Here is a 19,504-nt window from a genome sequence, read left to right as displayed (position 1 = left end):
GGGCGTATGACGAGAGCCGACGCGCCGGTGACGGCCGCGCCGACCGTCCCGCCCGAGCGGGTCGTGGCACGGCTGCGTCGCCACGCGCGCGTGCTGATCCTCCCCGTGCTGCTGCTCATCGCGGTCTCGGCGGCCTCGGGCTATGCGGTCGGCCTCGTCGACGAGTCGTGGCAGCTGCTCGCGATCGGCGCCGGCGCGCTCCTCGTCATCGTGCTCGGCTGCCTGCTGCCGTACCTCGCCTGGCTCACCGGCCGGACCACGATCACGACCCGGCGCATCATCATGCGACGCGGGGTCTTCGTGCGGGTGCGCAACGAGATCGCGCACGCCCGTGTGCGGGAGGTCACCGTGCGGAAGACCCCTGGCCAGAGCATGTTCGGCTCAGGCGACGTGCGCATCGACGTCGGACACGAGGAGCCCGTCGTGCTGCGCGACCTGCCGAAGCCGCAGCTCGTGCAGTCCGCGCTCCACGAGCTCATGGAGGACGCCCACCGGACTCCGTTCGGCGGCGCCCAGGTCATGCCCGGCGTACTCGACGGCGACACCGTGGCGTGGGGCGGCCGCTGAGCGCGTAATGTTGTCGGGCGGCTCTCGCGCACCCGAGCGAGCCGCACGATGAAGGGTTCCAATTGGCCGACGAATGCATCCACGGTTTCGACGAAGGGCTCTGCGCCACCTGCTTCCCCCCGAAGCAGCCCGAGCCGACGGCGACGACGACGTCGCCGGTACGCGGATCGACGCGTGAGAACGCGCGCACGGCGACGCACTCGACCCGGACGGCGACGGCCGAGGCGTCACGGCCGTCGAGCCGTCCCTCCTCGTCGGCACGCCCGCTCACGGCGCCGCCGCTCGAGGTCGGCACGATGCGCATCTACCACGTGACCCATCTCGACAACCTCGCGAAGATCCTCGGTTCGGGCGCGATCGTGCCCGATTCCGGCGGAGCGAACCCGGTCGTCGACATCGCCGCCCCGGCGGTCCGCGAGTACCGTCGTACCGCCGAGGTACCCGGCACGGACGCCGTGCTCGCCGACTACGTGCCGTTCCTGCTCACCCCCGACGCCCATGTGTGGGACGCCGTGCGCACCGGGACGCCCGATCCCCGCCTCCGCGCCGACGCCGTCGAGCGACCAGCGGCCGACCACGTGCTGCTGGTCGGCTCGGTCGCCGCGGCCCGCGGGGCGCTCACCGCCTCCGGAACGATCGCCGCCAGTGCGACCGACGCGTCGCTCCCCGGCGCGCAGGTCGTGGCGGAGTGGGCCGACGTCGAGCGACTGCTCCGCCGGCTCGCGCACGACGACGAGACCGCACGCCTCGCGACGGCCGAGCTCCTCGTCCGCGGCGACGTGCCCCTCGAGCGGATCGCCCTCATCGCCGTCGCCAACGAGAAGGTGCGCGACCGCGTGCGGTCGGCGCTCGCCGCCGTCGGCGTGCGCGCCCGCGTCGCGGTCTACCCGCCCTGGTTCCTGCCCGCCGGCGACGACGTGGTCTGACCGGTCTCGGGGGCGCGGTCCTGCGACGTCCCGCTCTCGTCCGGCCGGTGCCCCGAGACCTCCTCGGCGGGCTCCTGCGACGTCGGCTCCTCGAAGATGGCGCGCTGCGCCTCTTCGACGCGATCGACCTGCGAGAGCCCGTCGGAGCGGTGGTGCCCGTAGACCCAGTACCGGTACAGCACGAAGCGGAACGCAGTGCCGAGGCCGAGGCCGATGACGTTGGACGAGACGTTGTCGGCCACGAGGTTCGTGAGCCCGAGGGCGTGGTGGCTGATCCAGAGGCACGCGAGCGAGATCGCCATGCCGCCGAGCGACACGACCACGTACTCGGCGAACTCGCGGAGGTAGTTGCGCCGCCGGTGCTTGCGGAACGTCCAGTACCGGTTGCCGAGCCAGTTGAAGACGATCGCGACGCTCGTCGAGATCGTCTTCGCGCCGATCGCCGACTGCGCCCAGCCGTCGGCCCCGAACATGCCGAGGCGCAGCGCGTTGAAGAGCGCCACGTCGATCACGAGCCCGATGAGGCCGACGACGCCGAACTTCAGCGCGTAGGCGAGCAGGCCGTGCCAGGCGCGTGCGGCGAGCCCTGCGGGGCGATCGGGCGCGACGGTGGACACCGCCACATCATATTCCCCGACCCGTAGACTGAACTGGGCGTCGGCCGGGCGCCACTGCGATGAGAACAGGGGTGCACGGAGTGCGGGTCGGTGTGATCGGCGGCGGACAGCTGGCCCGAATGATGATTCCCGCGGCGATCGAGCTCGGCGTCGAACTCCGGGTGCTCGCCGAGCAGGAGGGCATGTCGGCCGAGCTCGCCGCCGACCGGGTCGGCGACTACACCGACACGGCCACCGTGCTCGAGTTCGCGAGCGAGGTCGACGTGATCACGTTCGACCACGAGCATGTGCCGCAGGACGTGCTCCGCGCGATGGTCGACGCCGGTGTCCCGGTGCGCCCCGGCCCCGACGCGCTGCGCTTCGCGCAGGACAAGCTGCTCATGCGCGAGCGGCTCTCCGAGCTGGGCCTCCCGGTGCCCGACTGGGCGCGCATCGAGACGGCCGACGAGCTCGACGCGTTCATCGCCGACCACGGCGGCGCCGCCGTCGTGAAGACGCCGCGGGGCGGCTACGACGGCAAGGGCGTCAAGGTCGTGCGCAGTGCCGGCGAGGTCGCCGAGTGGTTCTCCACCATCGTCGAGGACGGCCGGCAGGGTGCGCTCCTCGTCGAGGAGCTCGTCGACTTCCGCCGCGAGCTCGCACAGCTCGTCGCGAGGCGGCCGAGCGGTGAGATCGCGGCCTGGCCCGTGGTCGAGACCGTCCAGGTCGGCGGGGTCTGCAGCGAGGTGATCGCCCCCGCGCCGCGCTCGGCCGGGCGGCTCGCGGAGGTCGCGGCCGACGTGGCCGTCACGATCGCCGAGGGACTCGGCGTCACGGGCGTGCTCGCCGTCGAGCTCTTCGAGACGACCGACGACCGCATCCTCGTGAACGAGCTCGCGATGCGCCCGCACAACAGCGGGCACTGGTCGATGGACGGGGCGACGACCGGACAGTTCGAGCAGCACCTGCGCGCGGTGCTCGACCTGCCGCTCGGCGCCACCGGCACACGCGACGAGTGGTCGGTCATGGTCAACGTGCTCGGAGGTCCCGCCGAGGGCTCGCTCACCGACCGCTACGCCGAGGCGCTCGCAGGGCACCCGACGGTGAAGGTGCACAACTACGGCAAGGCGCCGCGCCCCGGCCGCAAGATCGGCCACGTCACCGCGACGGGCGACGACCTCGACGCCGTCGTCTACGAGGCGCGGGCGGCGGCGGCATTCTTCCAAGACTGACGTCGACCCGCGGTGGGGCGTTGCGGGGTTCTCCCAGCGCCCGGCCGTACACTCGATCAAGTGACTGAGACGAACACCAGCCCGCTCGTCGGCGTCGTGATGGGGTCGGACTCCGACTGGAGCGTCATGCGCGACGCCTCCGCCGTGCTCGACGAGTTCGGCATCGCCCACGAGGTCGAGGTCGTCTCGGCGCACCGCACGCCCGAGAAGATGATCGACTACGGCAAGCAGGCGGCCGCGCGCGGCCTCAAGGTCATCATCGCCGGCGCAGGCGGCGCAGCTCACCTGCCGGGCATGCTCGCCTCGGTCACGACGCTGCCGGTCATCGGGGTGCCCGTGCCGCTGGCGAAGCTCGACGGCCTCGACTCGCTGCTGTCGATCGTGCAGATGCCAGGAGGCATCCCCGTCGCGACCATGGCGATCGGCGGGGCCAAGAACGCCGGCCTCTACGCCGTGCGCGTGCTCGGCGCGTCCGACCCCGCCCTGCGAGCGGCCCTCGACACCTACGCCCGCGACCTCGCGGCGCTCGTCGAGCAGAAGAACGAACGGCTGAAGCAGACGCGATGAGCGTGGCAGCAAGCCCCATCCGGTACCCGGATGTCGCGTCGCGCACCGTGATGACCCGCCGCGGCTGGTGGCTCGTCGTCCTCAACTTCCTCATCCCGGGCGCACCGCAGGTGCTCGCGGGCAATCGTCGACTCGGCCGCTTCGGGCTCGGCGCCACCCTCGTGCTCTGGGCGCTCGCGATCCTCGCGCTCGTCGCCTGGTTCTTCTGGCGTTCGGCGCTGTTCACGCTGTTCACGACGACGTGGAGCCTGTGGCTCGTCGCGCTCGCGCTCCTCTTCTACGGCGTGCTCTGGGTGGTGTTGACCCTCGACACGCTCCGGCTCGTGCGCATCGTGAAGACGGCGCCCTCCGCTCGCGGCTGGATCGCGGGGCTGACGACGCTCGTCATGGTCTTCCTCTCGGGCGGCGCGGCCTACGGCGCGTACCTCTCGATCACCGCGAGCGGACTGATCTCGTCGATGTTCGTCGCCGGCCCCACCGAGCCGCCCGACGAGAACGGCCGCTACAACATCCTGCTGCTCGGCGGCGACTCCGGACCCGACCGCGAGGGCATGCGCCCCGACAGCATGTCGGTCGTGTCGATCGACGCCGAGACCGGCGCGGCCGTCACGATCGGTCTGCCGCGCGACCTCGAGTACTTCCCGTTCCCCGAGGGGTCGCCGCTCGCCGACGTCTATCCCGAGGGCTACGGCGCGATCGACGGCTGCGAGGTCGACGTCTGCCAGCTCAACTCGGTCTACACCGAGGTGGAGCTCAAGAGCCCCGAGATGTATCCGAACGCCGTGGCCGAGGGGTCGGAGCCGGGCATCGAGGGCATGCGCGACGCGGCCGAGGGCATCACGGGGCTCGACATCCAGTACTACGCGCTCATCGACATGCAGGGCTTCGAGGCGCTCATCAACGCGCTCGGCGGTGTCGACATCGACGTCGAGACGCGCATCCCGATCGGCGGCGACGAGGACAACAACGGGGTCGACGGCTGGATCGAGCCGGGGCAGCAGCATCTCGACGGCTATCACGCGCTCTGGTACGGCCGGGCGCGCTACGGGGTGGCCGGCGGCGACTACGAGCGGATGGCGCGCCAGCGCGTGCTGCAGGAGGCGATCCTGCGCCAGTTCACCCCGACGAACGTGCTCGCGAAGTTCCAGGAGGTCGCGTCGGCCGGTGCCGACACGGTGAAGACCGACGTGCCGCAGTCGATGCTCGGGTACTTCGTGAACCTCGGCATGAAGACCAAGGAGCTGCCGATGGGTCACGTGGAGCTCACACCCGAGAACGACATCGACCCGACCGACCCCGACTACGAGTACATCCGGCAGCTCGTGCACGACGCGGTCGTGCCGCCGGCGACCGAGGAGCCGGCCGAGTAGGGCGGGCCTCCGCCCGGCCGCCGGCATCTCGGATGCCTCGGCGCGCGCCGCTCAGATCTCGGCGTGCAGCGCCCAGACGCGCTCGGCGGAGTCGCGCCAGCTGAACGCGTGCGCGCGGTCGGTGCCGGCGACCGAGAGCCGTTCGGCGAGGTCCGCGTCGCCGACGACGTCGGCGATGGCGCCGGCGAGCCGCTCGGCGTACCCGGCACCCCCGTCGCCGATCTCGACCGCACGACCGGCGTCGGCCGAGATCTCGACGTACGCGGGCGTGTCGGAGTGGACGACGGGCACGCCGAGGTGGAACGCCTCGATGAGGGACGTGCCCGCTCCCTCATCGTGGCTCGGCGCGACGTACGCGGTCGCCCCGGAGAGCACGGTCGCCAGGTCGGCCGGATCGGCGAGCTCGAGCGCCCGTACCCGCCCGGGCGCGACGCCGGCCTCTTCGGCGACCGCCGCGAGGTGCAGCTCGCCCCAGTTCTCGGGACCGAGCACCACGAGCGGCACGTCGGGGGCGCCCTGACGGCCGAGCGCCGCGAGCAGGTCGACGACCCCGCTGCGGGGGTCGAGCGACCCGCTCGTCACGAGGTAGTCGCGGGGCAGTGCGAACCGGGCGGCCCGGTCCGCCGCGTCGCGAGGCATCTTCAGGCCGAGCCGCGGTGCCGTGCCGATGACCCGGACGCGGTCGCCGAAGTCGGCGACCATCGCGAGCCGCTCGGCGAGCGCATGGGTCGGCACGACGACCGCGTCGGCGTGCTTGCGGGCCCGCTTGAGCATGCCCTTGTGCCACGAGACCGTGGTCGCGGTGAGCGACTCGGGGTGGGTCCACGCGAGGAGGTCGTGCACCGTCACGACCGTCTGGTCTCCGCTCGAGCGGTCGTGTCGCCGCAGCGGGGCGAAGAGACCGGGGGCGTGCACCATGCCGCCGCCGGGCGACGTGGTCAGGCCGAACTGCCAGGCGGCTGCGAGCTCGCGGCGCGCGAGGCTCGTCTTGTAGAGCCCGGACAGGCCCGGGAACCGGGCGAGCAGGCGGTCGTAGTCGTCGGGGAGCGATGACGAGACGATGCCCTCGACCTGGCAGCCGGAGGGCGCCGAGGCGATGAGCGACTCGGTCAGCGCCTCGGTGTACCGGCCGATTGCGCCGGGAACCGGCGCGACCACTTGGTCGACGATCATCCGAAGCGTCGTGGGCATGCCCCTCCTTCGAGCGTCACAGGCGACCCTCCAATCTATCGCGCCGCTACCCGGGAATCCGGCGAGAGCCCCGTGCTGTGGAAAGTCCGACGTCGGGGACAGGGCAAGATAGTGGGGAGCAATCCCGAGATCAGCGAGAGTCGATGAGTCCGTCACCTGTGCCACCGCGCGTCGTCGCCGTCGTCGTCGCCTACAACCGCGCAGCCCTCCTGACCGAGGTGCTCGCCGCGCTCGCGACGCAGCACGCCGCGCTCGCGAAGGTCGTCGTGGTCGACAACGCCTCGACCGACGACTCGGCCGACGTGGCGCGTGCCGCAGGCGAGCTCGTCGACCTCGTCTCGCTGCCGCGCAACACGGGCGGGGCCGGGGGGTTCGCCGCGGGCATGGCCGTCGCCCTCGCCGACCACGAACCCGACTGGCTCTGGCTCATGGACGACGACACCGTGCCGACCGCGTCGTCGCTCGCCGAGCTGCTCGCCGCCGTCGACGGCACCGACCTCGTCGTCGCGGGCTCCCGCGTCGTCTGGCACGACGGTACCGAGCACCCGATGAACACACCGCGGGAGAAGCCGTTCGTGGCTCGCGACGAGCGCATCGCCGCGGCTCGCCGCGGAGGCATCCCGATTCGCAGCACCTCGTTCGTCTCGATGCTCGTGCGAGCGGACGTCGTGCGCGAGGTCGGCCTGCCGATCGCCGACTACTTCATCTGGAACGACGACTTCGAGTACTCGACCCGGGCGTTGCGCGGCCGGCGGGGCGTGCACGTGCCCGCATCCGTGGTCGTGCACAAGACGAAGGTGCTCGGCGCGACCGACGCCGATCCCGGGCCCCGCTTCTACTACGAGGTGCGCAACAAGCTCTGGATGTTCCGCCGCTCCGCGAGCCTGTCGAGGGGTGAGAAGCTCCTCTACGGCGCCTCGAGCGTGCGCCGGTGGGTTCGCACGGTCGTACGGTCGAGCGACCGCACGACCCTGCGCGACGGCTGGCGGCGCGGCTATCGCGACGGCACGCGCACTCGGCCGCGGCCGAACGCGATGGCGCTCGACGGGCTCGGCCGCGCGAGCGACGCGGTGCGCCTGGTGGAACCGACGTGAGCACGCCCTTCTCGCTGCTCATGCCCGTGTACCGCGGCGACGACGCCACGCATTTCGCGAAGGCCTTCACCTCGAGCGTCGGCGACCAGACCGCCCGGCCGGCGCAGGTCGTGCTCGTGCAGGACGGCCCCGTCGGCGACGACCTCGCGGCCGCCATCGACCGCGTCGTCGCCGAGAGCCCCGTGCCCGTCACGCGCCACGTCATCGACGAGAACGTCGGGCTCGCGCGCGCTCTGGAGGCCGGCCTCGGGCGCTGCGAGCACGAGATCGTCGCCCGCATGGACGCGGACGACATCTCGCTGCCCGAGCGGTTCGCACGGCAGCTGCCCGTGATCGAGGGCGGCGTCGACCTCGTCGGCACCGGCATGTTCGAGTTCCTCGACGACGGCGGGGCGATCGTCGCCCGACGCACCCCTCGCACGGGCCACGACGAGATCTCGCGCTACGCACGCTTCCACGACCCGTTCAGCCACCCCACCGTCATGTACCGGCGCGCCGCAGTCGAACGCGCGGGCGGCTACCAGCCGCTGGGGCTCATGGAGGACTACTGGCTGTTCGCGAGGATGATCCACGCCGGGGCCTCGGTCGAGAACCTGGCGGAGCCCCTCGTGATGTACCGCGTGGGCGCGGGCGCGTACGCGCGCCGCGGTGGACGCGCGCAGTGGCGCAGCGAGCTCGAGCTGCAGCGGGCGCTGCGTCGGATCCGGTTCACCAGCCGCTGGGAGTACCTGCGCAACGTGACCGTGCGCGGGGCGTACCGGTTCGTGCCCGAGCGAGTTCGCAAGGTCGCCTACCGGCGGCTGATCGCGGGCGGCGGCAGCACGGACTGAACGGCCGTGCGCAGGCACGCCGGTGCCGTCGTGTCGGTGAGTCCGACGCGCGCGAGAACCCCGCATCTCCCGTTCGAGCGCCCTGATGGATAGCATGGGCGGGACCGGAGTTCGGGGGCGGGACGGTTCGGAAGATGCGTACAGGGTTGAAGCGGCGGATGCTCGCGGTCGTCACGGCACTGGTTCTGGCCGTCGGTTTGGCCACGGCCGACGGCATCGCCGATGAGGCGCCCGCGACGGCCGCGGTCGGCTCCGCGTTCAATCCGGGCATGATCATCAGCGACGCCGTGTTCTACAACAGCGGCACGATGACGGCGGCGCAGATCCAGTCCTTCCTCAACGCGAAGGTGCCGACCTGCCGGTCGGGGTACGTGTGCCTGAAGAGCTATCGGCAGACGACGACGTCTCAGCCGGCGCGGAGCGAGGGCTGCTCGGCATACGCCGGTCAGGCGAACGAGACCGCCGCGCTCATCATCTACAAGGTGGCGCGCGCATGCGGCATCAACCCGCAGAGCCTGCTCGTCCTGCTCGAGAAGGAGCAGGGGCTCGTCACCGACACGTGGCCGACCTCGAGGCAGTACCGGTCCGCGACGGGCTACGGCTGTCCCGATACGGCGGACTGCGACATCAACTACTACGGGTTCTTCAACCAGCTCTACAACGCCGCCTGGCAGTTCAAGAAGTACCGCGCCCGACCCGATCGCGCATACCGGGCCGGCCGGTACAACACGATCCAGTGGCACCCGAACTCCGCGTGCGGTACGTCGCAGGTCTACATCCAGAACCAGGCGACCGCCGGCCTCTACCTGTACACGCCGTATCGACCGAATGCCGCGGCGCTGCAGAACCTGTACGGGACCGGCGACGGTTGCTCGAGCTACGGCAACCGGAACTTCTGGCGCATGTTCACCGACTGGTTCGGCTCGACCGGGGGCTACACCGTCGATCCGAACCTGCTCTCCCTCTACAACTCGACCGGTGGCGCCACGGGCATCCTGGGGCCGGCGACGGACAAGCCCGTGCACTATGCCGACGGCGGCGCGGGGCAGGAATTCCAGCGCGGATGGGCCTACTGGCACTCGACGACGGGCGCCTTCCGCACGGCGGGCACCGTCGGCAGGTCGTACATCACGCTGAAGGGGCCCACCGGCGTGCTCGGCTACCCGCTCTCGAACCCGAAGAGCGAACCGCTCTCAGGGGCGAGCCAGCGGTTCCAGAAGGGCTCGCTCTATTACTCGCCGACGACGAAGATCCACATCGTCTCCGGCAAGATCCTCACGTCGTACACCACGCTGAAGGGCCCGTCGGGAGTGCTCGGCTTCCCGGTCTACAGTGCCATCGCCGGCCCGAACGGCGGCTTCGGCCAGCAGTTCCAGTACGGCTGGTTGTACACGTCGCCGACGACGAGCATCCATCGTGTGTCCGGCGCCATCGCGAAGTCGTACCAGGCGCTCAAGGGCCCGGCGGGCATTCTCGGCTACCCGATCGCCGCGCAGAAGTCCGCGGGCGACGGATGGGTCAGCCAAGCCTTCCAGAAGGGCGTGCTGTACTACTCGCCGAGCGGGGGAGTCCACTACGTCCTGACGAAGATGCAGGCCGGATACGCGCTTGCCGGCGGGGTCACCGGGGCGCTCGGCGCACCCGTCGACAGCACGAAGACCTACGGCAGCGGCCTCGGCCAGCAGTTCCAGAAGGGATGGCTGTACTGGGGGCCCGACACGGGCTTCGTGCGCAGCTGGGGGGCGATCGGGAAGTCGTATGCGGCGCTGAAGGGACCTTCGGGCCTCCTCGGGTTCCCGGTGTCGACGCCGAAGACCGCGGCGAACGGATGGACGACCCAGACCTTCCAGAAGGGTCTGCTCTACTACTCCTCGTCGTACGGCATCCACTACGTCCTCAACACGATGAACGCGGCCTACGTCAAGGCGGGCGGGCTGACCGGGAAGTACGGCATTCCGCGCGACAGCACGAAGTCGTACGCCGACGGCGGATTCGGCCAGTGGTTCAGCAAAGCCTGGGTGTACGTCTCCTCGAAGGGCGTCGGAACCACGACCGGCGTGCTCGGCACGTCGCATTGGAAGCTCGGCGGTGGTGGCGGTGTGCTCGGCTATCCGACTGCGGCGCAGAAGTCGGAGCCGGGCAGCGGTCTCAGCCAGCAGTTCACCGGCGGCGGCCTGTACTACTCGCCGAAGTACAGCATCCATTACGTGCGCAGCACGCTCAACACCGAGTACCTCCGCCGTGGCGGAGTCAGCGGTTCCCTCGGACATCCCCTCGGGAGCACCCTCGGGTTCAAGGGAGGCTACGGGCAGCGGTTCGTGAACGCCTCGCTCTACTGGTCCGAGGCGTCGGGGTACCAGACGACGAGCGGGGTCATCGCGACCTCCTATTCCGCGCTCGGCGGCCCCGACGGCGTGCTCGGCTATCCGGTCGCGCCGCAGCGCAAGGAGCCGGGCGGCGGCCTGAGCCAGGAGTTCCAGAAGGGATGGCTCATCTGGTCGCCGTCGTCGGGGATCGACCGGATCGCACGCCCGATCGGCGAGTACTACTTCCAGAACGGTGGGACCGAGGCCTTCGGCTACCCGAAGAACAGCACGGTGTCGAAGACCGGTGGAGTGCTCGAGCAGGAGTTCGCGAAGGTCCGGCTGCGCTGGACGAGCACGGGCGGTGTCGTGAAGTACTGAGTCCGACGGCGGTCCGGGTGACCTGAACCGGCCCGGCCGGGTCAGTCGCAGTCGACCGCGTAGAGTCCGATCTCTCCGTCGGCGTCGACGAGCGTCAGACCGTCGGCGTCGGCGTCGATGCCGGTCAGCCCGGGATACTGCTCGGCCCGTTCGTCCGTGCCGAAGATGAATCGGTCGCCGAAGTCGAGGACGTGCGTGACGCCGAGATCGTGCGCCGCGGCGCAGGCCTCGGGAGTCCCATCGGCCAGGCCTTCCGCGAGGGCCCAGTACGCGTCGGGGTAGGCGCCGCCGACATGCGGGAACAGCGTCCGGAGGCCCGTGTACGCGTACACCAGCGAACTCCCGTTCCATGGATTGCCGGCGATCACCGCGTCGTCGGGCACGAGTTCGGGGATCCGGTCGAGGAAGGCCACCTCATCGCGGGAGAGCATCACGCTGCGATCGTCGAGTCGGTACCGCGCGGCGACATAGGGGCTGCTGTCGGCGACGTTCGACGCGAACGGCACGCCGATCGCGACGAGGGTCACGACGATCATGGTGGCGAGCGCGGGCAGGCGCGGGGTGCGCCGGCCGCTCGTGCGTCCGAGGCGAACGCCCCGGGCGAGCCATCGGGCGACGCTCACGGCGCCGAGGGCCGCGAGCGGGATCGCGAGGACGGGCGTGAGGGCCGCGAGCCGGTAGGCATCGTTGTACCAGACGCCCGTGATGGCGGTGCGGAGCGGGCCCGCCGGCCAGCCGACCGCCACGGCGTAGAGGAGGACGCTCAGCAGGTAGGCGCCGACCGTCCAGCGCAGTCTCGGCCGCCAGCAGGCGACGACCAGCCCGATGAGCATGAACGCGCTCACGACCCAGGCGTAGTCGAGGTCGATGGGGCCGTTCGTCAGGGCCTCGCGAACCGCCGCCGGGAAGTTCCTGCTCGGCATCCAACCGTTGTCCATGGTCGTGGTCCGGGCGAACGCGACGGCCTCGACGGCGAACAGCGCGATCGCCCCGACGGACGAGAGCACCGCGACGCGGACCCGGCGCTCCGGTGCGGCCCGCCGGCTGGCGCGGACGACCGCGTACACGACGAGCGGGACGGTGAGGACGAAGAGGCTGAAGAGCGCGTTCGGGTGGGCGAGCGTCATCCCGCCGACGATCCACGCGGCGGCGAGGGCGAGCGCGACGGGCCGCATGCCGAGCATGGACCGCCGCTGGACCAACGCCGTGAGCAGCGCGAGCGCGATCGGCAGAACGGCGACGGCGAGCAGGTTCGGGTAGAGCACGCCGAACCAGAGGAGCATGGCCGGGAACGCCCCGAACACGGCGCTGAGGCCGCCGACGAGGAGGGCGTGGAACGGTGCCCTGCCGAACAGCACCCGTGCGAGGAACACGCAGGCCACCGTCCATACGACGGATGCGACCGCGAGCGCGACCGCGTTCGTCGCGACCGGGATGGACGCACCGGTCAGCTGGACGACGATCGAGACGATCGCGTGCCACAGCGTCGGATAGAAGCTCGTGACCCGCCCAGGCGTCGTCATCGTCATCGCGGTCGGCGAGGCGTTGCCGGTGTCGAGGATCCACTGCACCGCGTTCAGGTGGAAGACGGTGTCATAGGTCTGTGCCGGATCGCCCGGGGCGCCGATCTGGGGCGCGATGAACAGCAGGGTGAGCACGGAGCCCAGTACGACGGCGATCGACTGAGCAAGGAAGGGACGCCCCCATTCGTTCCGGCTTCCGCGTGCAGGGGCGATCGTCAGCCGGCGACGCAGCACGAGCAGGACGAGCGCGACTACGAGCGAGAGGATGAGGGGCGGGGCGATCGTCCAAGGCAGCCCGACCCAGGGCGCCACGACCGACGAAAGGCCGATCGATGAGATCGACGAGCCGATGGCGACGCCGACGAACGCGATGCCGCGGAGCCGGAGCGCGGCGGCGATGGGCGCGCCGATGCCGATGAGGAGCGCGACGACGGTCGCGAAGACCGGGGCGAATTCGAACCAGGACATCGCGCGTTCAGCCTGCGCAACCGTGATCGGCGAACGTGCCGCAGGACGATCGGGTGGAGGTCCGGTCGCGTGAGGGGGCGAAGGTCACGTGCTCGGCTCCATTTCTGAGGGACGGTCCATGCTACTCGACCGGTCGCGGCCGAAACCGGGCGTCAGCCGAGCGCGCCGAGCACGGCTGCGGCCGCGGAATCCCCGACCGCGTGAAGCGAGGCGTTGCGCTCGACCCACGCGGCGCGATGGCGCCGTTCGGCGGCCGCGCGGTCCGTGCCGTGGGCGCGCAGGAGCGCCAGCATGGCATCCGCGACGGCTTCGGGGGTGAAGGCGGCGTGGACGCCGAGGCCGTGCTCCCCGACGAGTATGCCGCCGCTGCTCGCATCGGATCCGGCGAACACGACGGGAGTGCCGCAGGCGGCGGCCGCGTACGTCTTCGTCGGACGCGCGAAGTCGTAGCCCAGGCCGGGCACGATGCTCACGAGCGCCCCGATCGCTCCGCGGATCCATTCGGCGGAGCGCTCAGGAGGAACGACTCCGCCGAACGTGACGGCGTCGGGTGCGGTCCGGGCCGCGAGCTCGCGCAGCTGCGCCTCGGAAGCGCCCTGACCGAAGAACCGGAGCTCGACCTCTGGGAAGTGTTCGCGCACGAGCGGCAGGGCCCGGATGAACACCTCCGGCCCCTGCCACTCCGACATCGTCCCGGTGTAGACGAAGTACGGTGCGCCGCCGTCGGCGGCGGGACCGTCGGGGGCGAACACGTCGGTGTCGATGCCGTTGCCGACGGTGGCGATCCGGTCCGGTCGGACGCCGAACCGCGCGATCCGGTCGGTGACCTCGTCCGAGATCGACAGCACTGTCGAGGCGTGACGCATCGTGACGCCCTCGAGCCAGCGGATGGCGGAGACGACGAATCGCGGCGCACCGATCGCCGCGACGCCGTCGGTCCAGATGTCGGCGGCGTAGTAGGCGTACGGGCGGCGCCGCAGTGCGCTGACCGCCGCGACGATGATGCCGGTGGTCGGTGGTGCTTCTGCGACGGCGAGGTCGAAGCGATTCCCGAGCAGCCGGAACACGAGGGGGATGTCGAAGCTGAGGTACTGGAGGTAGCCGCGCACGTTCCCGCCGGCGTCGCGGAGTGCGGGGAAGCGCGAGATCTCGAGGCCGGGCGACGCCTCATCGGTGCCTCGGGGCGCGGTGGGCGGCGGGGTGGTCGTGAGCACTCGCACGGTCGCCGAACGATCGATGAGCGACCGGGCGAGGGCCCGCAACCGGAACGCCCCGGCACTGACCTCTGGCGCGTACAGCCTGGTCGCGAGGACGACGCGGGGGGCGGCGGGGTTCTTGGGAGCCCTTGCGGGACTCACGCAACGACCTCGTGGAGCTCGCCATTCGACTCGGCGTAGCGGGCGCCCGTCTGCGGGCACACCCATTCCCCGTCGCCGAGCTGCTCGAGCGGCACACCGGCCCGGCCGACCCAGCGGATGCGGCGCGCAGGGACGCCCGCGACGAGCGCGAAGGCGGGAACGTCCTTCGTGACGACGGCGCCCGCGGCGACCGTCGCCCATGCTCCGATCGTGACCGGCGCGATGCAGACGGCACGTGCGCCGATGGAGGCGCCGCGCTCGATCGTGACGCCGACGGGCTCCCAGTCGGATGCGGTCTTGATCGATCCGTCCGGCGCGATCGCACGAGGGTAGGTGTCGTTCGTGAGGACGGCGGCCGGGCCGATGAACACGCCGTCTGCGAGCTGCGCCGGTTCGTAGACCAGGGCGTAGTTCTGGATCTTGCAGTCATCGCCGAGGCGGACGCCAGAGCCGATGTACGCGCCGCGGCCCACGATGCACCGCTCGCCGATCTCCGCGCCCTCGCGGACCTGTGCGAGGTGCCAGATCTTCGTGTCGTCGCCGATGCGTGCGTCGGGGGAGACGTCTGCGCTCTCCGCGATGGTTGCCACGATGGACTCCTTCTTGCTCATGGCGGGGTCTCGTCCCGGACGCCGCGGCGCCTCAGGAACGGTCGTCGGGGAGATCGCGCTTCGGGTCGATCCGCTCCTCGAGCCGCTCCAAGCGTACATTCTGCAGCGCGGACTCCTCGGCGAGCGTGCGCGTCTTGTCCTCGAGATCGGTCAGCTCCGCACTGTGCTGGAGATTGACCAGGAACAGCAGGACGATCGAGATGAAGAAGACGAGGTTGCTCGGGACGCCGACGCCGAGCACACCGGCGAGCCACGCGACGCTCGCGGGGAAGAGCGCACCGACGAGGGCGAACAGCGCCGCGAGGATCCACCAGATCGCGTGGCGTTCGCGGAGCCGGCGGCGCCGGAGGAGTTCGATCACGGACGCGAGTGCGATCAGGGCCGCACCGATTCCGAGGAGATAGGTCATGGTGCTCATTCGGGCACCCCGGCTCCCGTGAGGCGCACCCGGGGCCGGGTCATCGCGAAGACGAGCGCCATGCTCGCCCTCGCGAGATACGCCGCGGCCTTGACCGGATGGTGCGACGGCACGCCCCCCTGGCGATCGCGCATCGCCACGGGCGACTGCCGGATCCGGAGTCCGGCGCGCGCCGCGATCACGAGCGCCTCGACGGTGTCACCGAGGTACTCGGCAGGATAGGTCGCCGCGAACAGCGAGACCGCGCGCGGGCCGCTGGCCTTGAAACCGCTCGTCGCATCCGTGAGCGTCGTACCCGAGATGCGCCCGATGACGGAGGCGAGGACCTTCATCGCCCATCTCCGGGGGCCGCGGGCGCTGTACTCGCCCGTTCCGGCGAATCGGGCACCGATCACGATGTCGGCGTCCTCGAGTTCGGCGACCAGCCGTGGCACGTCCCGCGGGTCGTGCTGTCCGTCCGCATCGACCTGCACGACCGCCGAGTACCCGTTGCGCAGGGCGTAGCGGAAGCCGGCTCGCATCGCCCCTCCGACGCCGAGATTGAACGGGAGGTCGACCACCGTGACCCCGCGATCCCGCGCGACGGCGACCGTCCCGTCGCCCGAGCCGTCGTTGACGACGAGGCAGTCGATCGTGGGAAGGGCCTCCGAGATCTCGTCGAGCAATGGCCCGAGCGCCTGCTCCTCGTTGAACGCTGGCAGCACGATGAGCGGGCGCAGCGGAGTCGAGGGCATGACGGTGATACTAGCAATCGAACCCTTTCGAGAACGTGCGCGGAAGTCGCGCTCGTCTACGATCGATGCGTGAAGGTTCTCAGTGTCGTCGGCGCCCGCCCGCAGTTCGTCAAGCTCGCTCCCATCGCCCGGGCCGCCCAGTCTGCCGGCGTGGAGCACGTCATCGTCCACACCGGGCAGCACTACGACCCGATGCTGTCGGACGTCTTCTTCGACGACCTTCGCATCCCCGCGCCGACGGTGCACCTGGGTGTGGGGTCCGGCAGCCACGGAGTGCAGACCGGCGCCATGCTCGGTGCCCTCGACGCCGTGCTGGGCGAGCACGACCCCGACTGGGTTCTCGTGTACGGCGACACCAACTCGACGCTGGCGGCGGCCGTCAGCGCCGTCAAGCTGCACTACCCGGTCGCGCACCTCGAGGCGGGGCTGCGGTCGTTCAACCGGCGGATGCCCGAGGAGCACAATCGCGTGCTCACCGACCACGCGGCGGACCTCTGCCTCGCGCCGACGCAAGTGGCGCTCGACCACCTCGCCGCCGAGGGCCTCGCCGAACGCAGCGTGGTCGTCGGCGACGTCATGACCGATGTCCTGCTGGCCGTGCGAGACGCCGTCGCCGACGAGTACCCGAAGCTCCTGGAGGAGGCGGGACTTCCGGAGCGCGGCTACTACCTCGCGACGATCCACCGCGCTGAGAACACGGATGACCCCGATCGCCTCCGATCGATCGTCGAGAGCCTCGCCAGCCTCGACCGGCCGGTGCTGATCGTGGCGCACCCGCGCCTCGTGGCGAAGGCGGCCGAGCACGGCATCGAGCTCTCGACCGGCACGCTCGTGCCCCATCGTCCGCTGCGCTACCCCGAGCTCGTCTCGGTGGCGCTCCGCAGCGCGGGTGTGGTGACCGACTCGGGAGGTCTGCAGAAGGAGGCGTTCCTGCTGGGCGTCCCGTGCACGACCGTTCGGACGGAGACCGAGTGGGTGGAGACGGTCGAGCTCGGCTGGAACGTGCTCGCGGAGACGCATGAGGAGATCGCGCGCGCCGTCCAGCGGCCGGCGCCCGCGCCCACCGATGCGCAGCCGTACGGCGACGGTCGTGCGGCCGAACGCGTGATCGAGGCGCTGCTCGCCGGCTCTCGCGCCTGACATCGGCGCCATCCGACCGCGATGGCGCGAGTTTTCGGAGACGGTAGGATTGGCGGTCGTGCCTTGTGCCGTCGAGCAGAACTACGTAGTGAAAGGTGGGCGCGTGAGCGGTCCAGAGTTCATCCCTGCGGCGAAGCCGATCATCGGCGACGAGGAGCGAGCGGCGGTCGATGCCGTGCTTCGTTCCGGAATGGTCGCGCAGGGGCCTGAGGTCGCCGCGTTCGAGCGCGAGTTCTCCGAGGTCCTGCTCGACGGCAGGGCTGCCGTGGCCGTCAACTCCGGCACGTCCGGGTTGCACCTCGGCCTGCTCGCCGCCGGCGTCGGGCCCGGCGACGAGGTGATCGTTCCGTCCTTCACGTTCGCCGCGACCGCCAATTCGGTCGCCCTGACCGGCGCGACGCCGGTGTTCGCCGACATCGAGCCCGACTACTTCGGCCTGGACGTCTCGTCGGTCGAGTCGCTCATCACCGAGCGAACGGTCGGCATCATGCCGGTCCACCTGTACGGGCACCCGGCGAACGTGGGCGCACTCGGCGATCTCGCCGAACGACGCGGGCTGAAGCTGTTCGAGGACGCCGCGCAGGCGCACGGGGCGTCGCTCGGCGGCCGTCGGGTCGGAACGTTCGGCGCGTTCGCGATGTTCAGCCTCTACCCGACGAAGAACATGACGTCGGGCGAGGGCGGAATGGTCTCGACGGGAGACCCCGAGGTCGAACGACGACTCCGCCTGCTGCGCAATCAGGGTATGGAGCGCCAGTACCAGAACGAGATCGTCGGGTTCAACGCGCGGATGACCGACATCCACGCCGCGATCGGCCGAGTCCAGCTGACGAAGGTGGATGCCTGGACCCGGGCGCGTCAAGAGAACGCGGCGTTCCTCGACGCCAACCTGAAGGGCGTCGTCGTACCGCCCGTGGCGCCCGACGCCGTGCACGTCTACCACCAGTACACGATTCGCGTGGTCGACGATCGCGATGGCTTCGTCAGGGCGCTGAAGGAGGAGCACCAGGTCGGCAGCGGCGTCTACTACCCGATCCCGAATCACCGGCTCCCATCGCTCGCGCAGTATGCGCCCGGCCTCGACCTCCCCGAGACCGAGCGCGCCGCGCTCGAGGCCGTATCGCTGCCCGTCCACCCCTCGCTCACGCAGGGCGACCTGGAGCGCATCGCCGCCGCCGTCGAAGCCGTGGCAGGGGCCGGCGCCTGATGGCCGCGCTGCGCGCCGGCCTCCTCGGCGTCGGCATGATGGGCCGGCACCACGCACGGGTGCTCCGCGAACTCGACGGCGTCGAGCTCGTCGCGATCGCCGATCCCGGCGGAGACCCCCACGGCGTCGCGGGCGGTCTCGAGGTGCTCCCCGACATCGACGCGCTCATCGCGGCGGGCATCGACGTCGCGGTCGTGGCGGTACCGACGCGATTCCACGAAGATGCCGCGCTGAAGCTGGCGGACGCCGGGATCCACGCGCTCGTCGAGAAGCCCATCGCGGATTCGGTCGAAGCCGGTGCCCGCATGGTCGATGCATTCCGCGAGGCCGGCCTCGTCGGCGCGGTCGGACACATCGAGCGCTTCAACCCGGCGTTGCAGGAGCTGCGCCGCCGGCTCGAGGCCGGCGAGCTGGGGGCGGTCTACCAGATCCAGACGCGGCGGCAGGGTCCCTTCCCCTCGCGAATCGCCGATGTCGGGGTCGCGAAGGACCTCGCGTCGCACGATGTCGACCTCACCGCGTGGGTCGCGCAGAGCGAGTACGAGACGGTGTTCGCGCAGACCACCTTCAAGAGCGGGCGCGAACACGAGGACATGATCGCGATCACGGGCCGACTGGCGTCCGGGGCGATCGTCAGCCATCTCGTGAACTGGCTCAGCCCGATGAAGGAGCGGGTCACCGTCGTGACGGGTGAGCGCGGAGCGTTCGTCGCCGACACGTCCACGGGCGACCTCACGTTCTACGCGAACGGCACCATCCCGCTCGAGTGGGAGTCCGTGACGGCGTTCCGGGGAGTGTCCGAGGGCGACGTGACGCGCTTCGCCTTCCCGAAGCGGGAGCCGCTGCGGGTCGAGCACGAGGCCTTCAGGGACGCGGTGCTCGGCAAGCCGAGCGACGTCGTGACGATGGAGCAGGCGCTGCGGACGCTCGCCGTCGTCGAGGCGGCGCTCGAAAGCGCCCGCGAGGGCAAGGTTCTGCAGCCCTAGCA

The 19,504-nt window shown here is 70.8% G+C and carries 18 protein-coding genes; 11 read left to right on the top strand and 7 right to left on the bottom strand.

From position 1 onward, the window contains the following. Nucleotides 1-6 precede the first annotated feature (6 nt). Together LR269_RS15280 and LR269_RS15275 are read left to right on the top strand one after the other, a co-directional pair. The gene (locus tag LR269_RS15280) at nt 7-567 is read left to right on the top strand and encodes a PH domain-containing protein (RefSeq protein ID WP_231431611.1); all 561 of its coding nucleotides are present in this window, start codon (nt 7-9) and stop codon (nt 565-567) included. 62 nt (nt 568-629) lie between these two features. Continuing rightward, nucleotides 630-1,493 carry a DarT ssDNA thymidine ADP-ribosyltransferase family protein gene (locus LR269_RS15275; RefSeq protein WP_231431610.1) on the top strand — a complete coding sequence of 288 codons (864 nt, stop codon included), beginning with the start codon at nt 630-632 and terminating at the stop codon, nt 1,491-1,493. Here the strand turns inward: LR269_RS15275 and LR269_RS15270 are convergent. Next, a complete protein-coding gene (locus tag LR269_RS15270; RefSeq protein WP_231431609.1) occupies nt 1,451-2,110 on the bottom strand; it encodes a GtrA family protein in 660 nt (219 codons plus the stop codon). The genes LR269_RS15275 and LR269_RS15270 overlap by 43 nt on opposite strands. 59 nt (nt 2,111-2,169) lie before the next feature. On the opposite strand from LR269_RS15270, the gene LR269_RS15265 reads away from it, so the two are divergent. From LR269_RS15265 to LR269_RS15255, 3 genes are all read left to right on the top strand, one after another. Further along, nucleotides 2,170-3,321, top strand: a complete 1,152-nt coding sequence (locus LR269_RS15265; RefSeq protein WP_255679981.1) for a 5-(carboxyamino)imidazole ribonucleotide synthase — start codon at nt 2,170-2,172, stop codon at nt 3,319-3,321. Nucleotides 3,322-3,420: 99 nt separating this feature from the next. Further along, on the top strand, nt 3,421-3,888 hold the full coding sequence (gene purE / locus LR269_RS15260) for a 5-(carboxyamino)imidazole ribonucleotide mutase (protein WP_255680535.1): 468 nt from the start codon (nt 3,421-3,423) through the stop codon (nt 3,886-3,888). Further along, nucleotides 3,885-5,258: an LCP family protein gene (locus LR269_RS15255; protein ID WP_231431606.1), complete on the top strand. Its 1,374-nt coding sequence runs from the start codon at nt 3,885-3,887 to the stop codon at nt 5,256-5,258. Before purE ends, LR269_RS15255 begins: the two co-directional genes overlap by 4 nt. A gap of 51 nt (nt 5,259-5,309) precedes the next feature. Here LR269_RS15255 and LR269_RS15250 read toward each other — a convergent pair whose 3' ends face one another. Further along, on the bottom strand, nt 5,310-6,449 hold the full coding sequence (locus tag LR269_RS15250) for a glycosyltransferase (protein WP_231431605.1): 1,140 nt from the start codon (nt 6,447-6,449) through the stop codon (nt 5,310-5,312). A gap of 143 nt (nt 6,450-6,592) precedes the next feature. On the opposite strand from LR269_RS15250, the gene LR269_RS15245 reads away from it, so the two are divergent. The 3 genes from LR269_RS15245 (at nt 6,593) to LR269_RS15235 (ending at nt 11,057) form a co-directional block, all read left to right on the top strand. Next, nucleotides 6,593-7,543, top strand: coding sequence for a glycosyltransferase (locus LR269_RS15245; RefSeq protein WP_231431604.1), 951 nt, complete (start codon nt 6,593-6,595; stop codon nt 7,541-7,543). Beyond that, nucleotides 7,540-8,373, top strand: coding sequence for a glycosyltransferase (locus tag LR269_RS15240; protein ID WP_308191659.1), 834 nt, complete (start codon nt 7,540-7,542; stop codon nt 8,371-8,373). The genes LR269_RS15245 and LR269_RS15240 overlap by 4 nt, the downstream gene beginning before the upstream one ends. Nucleotides 8,374-8,507: 134 nt before the next feature. Further along, nucleotides 8,508-11,057, top strand: a complete 2,550-nt coding sequence (locus LR269_RS15235; RefSeq protein ID WP_231431603.1) for an LGFP repeat-containing protein — start codon at nt 8,508-8,510, stop codon at nt 11,055-11,057. 41 nt (nt 11,058-11,098) lie between these two features. Here LR269_RS15235 and LR269_RS15230 read toward each other — a convergent pair whose 3' ends face one another. The 5 genes from LR269_RS15230 to LR269_RS15210 form a co-directional block, all read right to left on the bottom strand. Beyond that, on the bottom strand, nt 11,099-13,048 hold the full coding sequence (locus LR269_RS15230) for a DUF6541 family protein (RefSeq protein WP_231431602.1): 1,950 nt from the start codon (nt 13,046-13,048) through the stop codon (nt 11,099-11,101). A gap of 152 nt (nt 13,049-13,200) precedes the next feature. After that, a complete protein-coding gene (locus tag LR269_RS15225) occupies nt 13,201-14,406 on the bottom strand; it encodes a glycosyltransferase family 4 protein (protein ID WP_231431601.1) in 1,206 nt (401 codons plus the stop codon). Further along, nucleotides 14,403-15,017: an acyltransferase gene (locus tag LR269_RS15220; RefSeq protein WP_231431600.1), complete on the bottom strand. Its 615-nt coding sequence runs from the start codon at nt 15,015-15,017 to the stop codon at nt 14,403-14,405. The genes LR269_RS15225 and LR269_RS15220 overlap by 4 nt, the downstream gene beginning before the upstream one ends. Before the next feature lie 31 nt (nt 15,018-15,048). Continuing rightward, the gene (locus LR269_RS15215) at nt 15,049-15,426 is read right to left on the bottom strand and encodes a DUF2304 domain-containing protein (protein ID WP_231431599.1); all 378 of its coding nucleotides are present in this window, start codon (nt 15,424-15,426) and stop codon (nt 15,049-15,051) included. 5 nt (nt 15,427-15,431) lie between these two features. After that, nucleotides 15,432-16,169, bottom strand: a complete 738-nt coding sequence (locus LR269_RS15210; RefSeq protein WP_231431598.1) for a glycosyltransferase family 2 protein — start codon at nt 16,167-16,169, stop codon at nt 15,432-15,434. A 69-nt stretch (nt 16,170-16,238) separates the two neighbouring features. On the opposite strand from LR269_RS15210, the gene wecB reads away from it, so the two are divergent. The 3 genes from wecB to LR269_RS15195 all read left to right on the top strand — a co-directional run bounded on the left by wecB (nt 16,239) and on the right by LR269_RS15195 (nt 19,502). Next, complete coding sequence (gene wecB, locus LR269_RS15205) at nt 16,239-17,309, top strand: non-hydrolyzing UDP-N-acetylglucosamine 2-epimerase (protein ID WP_231431597.1); 1,071 nt, start codon at nt 16,239-16,241, stop codon at nt 17,307-17,309. Between the two features lie 103 nt (nt 17,310-17,412). Next, complete coding sequence (locus tag LR269_RS15200) at nt 17,413-18,516, top strand: DegT/DnrJ/EryC1/StrS aminotransferase family protein (RefSeq protein WP_231431596.1); 1,104 nt, start codon at nt 17,413-17,415, stop codon at nt 18,514-18,516. Further along, nucleotides 18,516-19,502, top strand: coding sequence for a Gfo/Idh/MocA family protein (locus LR269_RS15195; RefSeq protein ID WP_231431595.1), 987 nt, complete (start codon nt 18,516-18,518; stop codon nt 19,500-19,502). The genes LR269_RS15200 and LR269_RS15195 overlap by 1 nt, the downstream gene beginning before the upstream one ends. Nucleotides 19,503-19,504: the final 2 nt, after the last annotated feature.

The organism is Agromyces sp. S2-1-8 (assembly GCF_021129215.1).
GTDB lineage: Bacteria > Actinomycetota > Actinomycetes > Actinomycetales > Microbacteriaceae > Agromyces > Agromyces chromiiresistens.
The sequence above is the reverse complement of the archived record's forward strand: the minus strand, read 5'-3'. Positions and strand labels throughout refer to the sequence as shown.

What these genes read in the sequence shown, in the direction of transcription:
- LR269_RS15265 (WP_255679981.1), top strand. Translation starts at nt 2,170, where the DNA reads ATGAGAACAGGGGTGCACGGAGTGCGGGTCGGTGTGATCGGCGGCGGA.
- LR269_RS15245 (WP_231431604.1), top strand. Translation starts at nt 6,593, where the DNA reads ATGAGTCCGTCACCTGTGCCACCGCGCGTCGTCGCCGTCGTCGTCGCC.
- LR269_RS15195 (WP_231431595.1), top strand. Translation starts at nt 18,516, where the DNA reads ATGGCCGCGCTGCGCGCCGGCCTCCTCGGCGTCGGCATGATGGGCCGG.
- LR269_RS15210 (WP_231431598.1), bottom strand. Translation starts at nt 16,169, where the DNA reads ATGCCCTCGACTCCGCTGCGCCCGCTCATCGTGCTGCCAGCGTTCAAC.
- LR269_RS15255 (WP_231431606.1), top strand. Translation starts at nt 3,885, where the DNA reads ATGAGCGTGGCAGCAAGCCCCATCCGGTACCCGGATGTCGCGTCGCGC.
- LR269_RS15220 (WP_231431600.1), bottom strand. Translation starts at nt 15,017, where the DNA reads ATGAGCAAGAAGGAGTCCATCGTGGCAACCATCGCGGAGAGCGCAGAC.
- LR269_RS15250 (WP_231431605.1), bottom strand. Translation starts at nt 6,449, where the DNA reads ATGCCCACGACGCTTCGGATGATCGTCGACCAAGTGGTCGCGCCGGTT.
- purE (WP_255680535.1), top strand. Translation starts at nt 3,421, where the DNA reads ATGGGGTCGGACTCCGACTGGAGCGTCATGCGCGACGCCTCCGCCGTG.
- LR269_RS15235 (WP_231431603.1), top strand. Translation starts at nt 8,508, where the DNA reads ATGCGTACAGGGTTGAAGCGGCGGATGCTCGCGGTCGTCACGGCACTG.
- LR269_RS15215 (WP_231431599.1), bottom strand. Translation starts at nt 15,426, where the DNA reads ATGACCTATCTCCTCGGAATCGGTGCGGCCCTGATCGCACTCGCGTCC.
- LR269_RS15230 (WP_231431602.1), bottom strand. Translation starts at nt 13,048, where the DNA reads ATGTCCTGGTTCGAATTCGCCCCGGTCTTCGCGACCGTCGTCGCGCTC.
- LR269_RS15280 (WP_231431611.1), top strand. Translation starts at nt 7, where the DNA reads ATGACGAGAGCCGACGCGCCGGTGACGGCCGCGCCGACCGTCCCGCCC.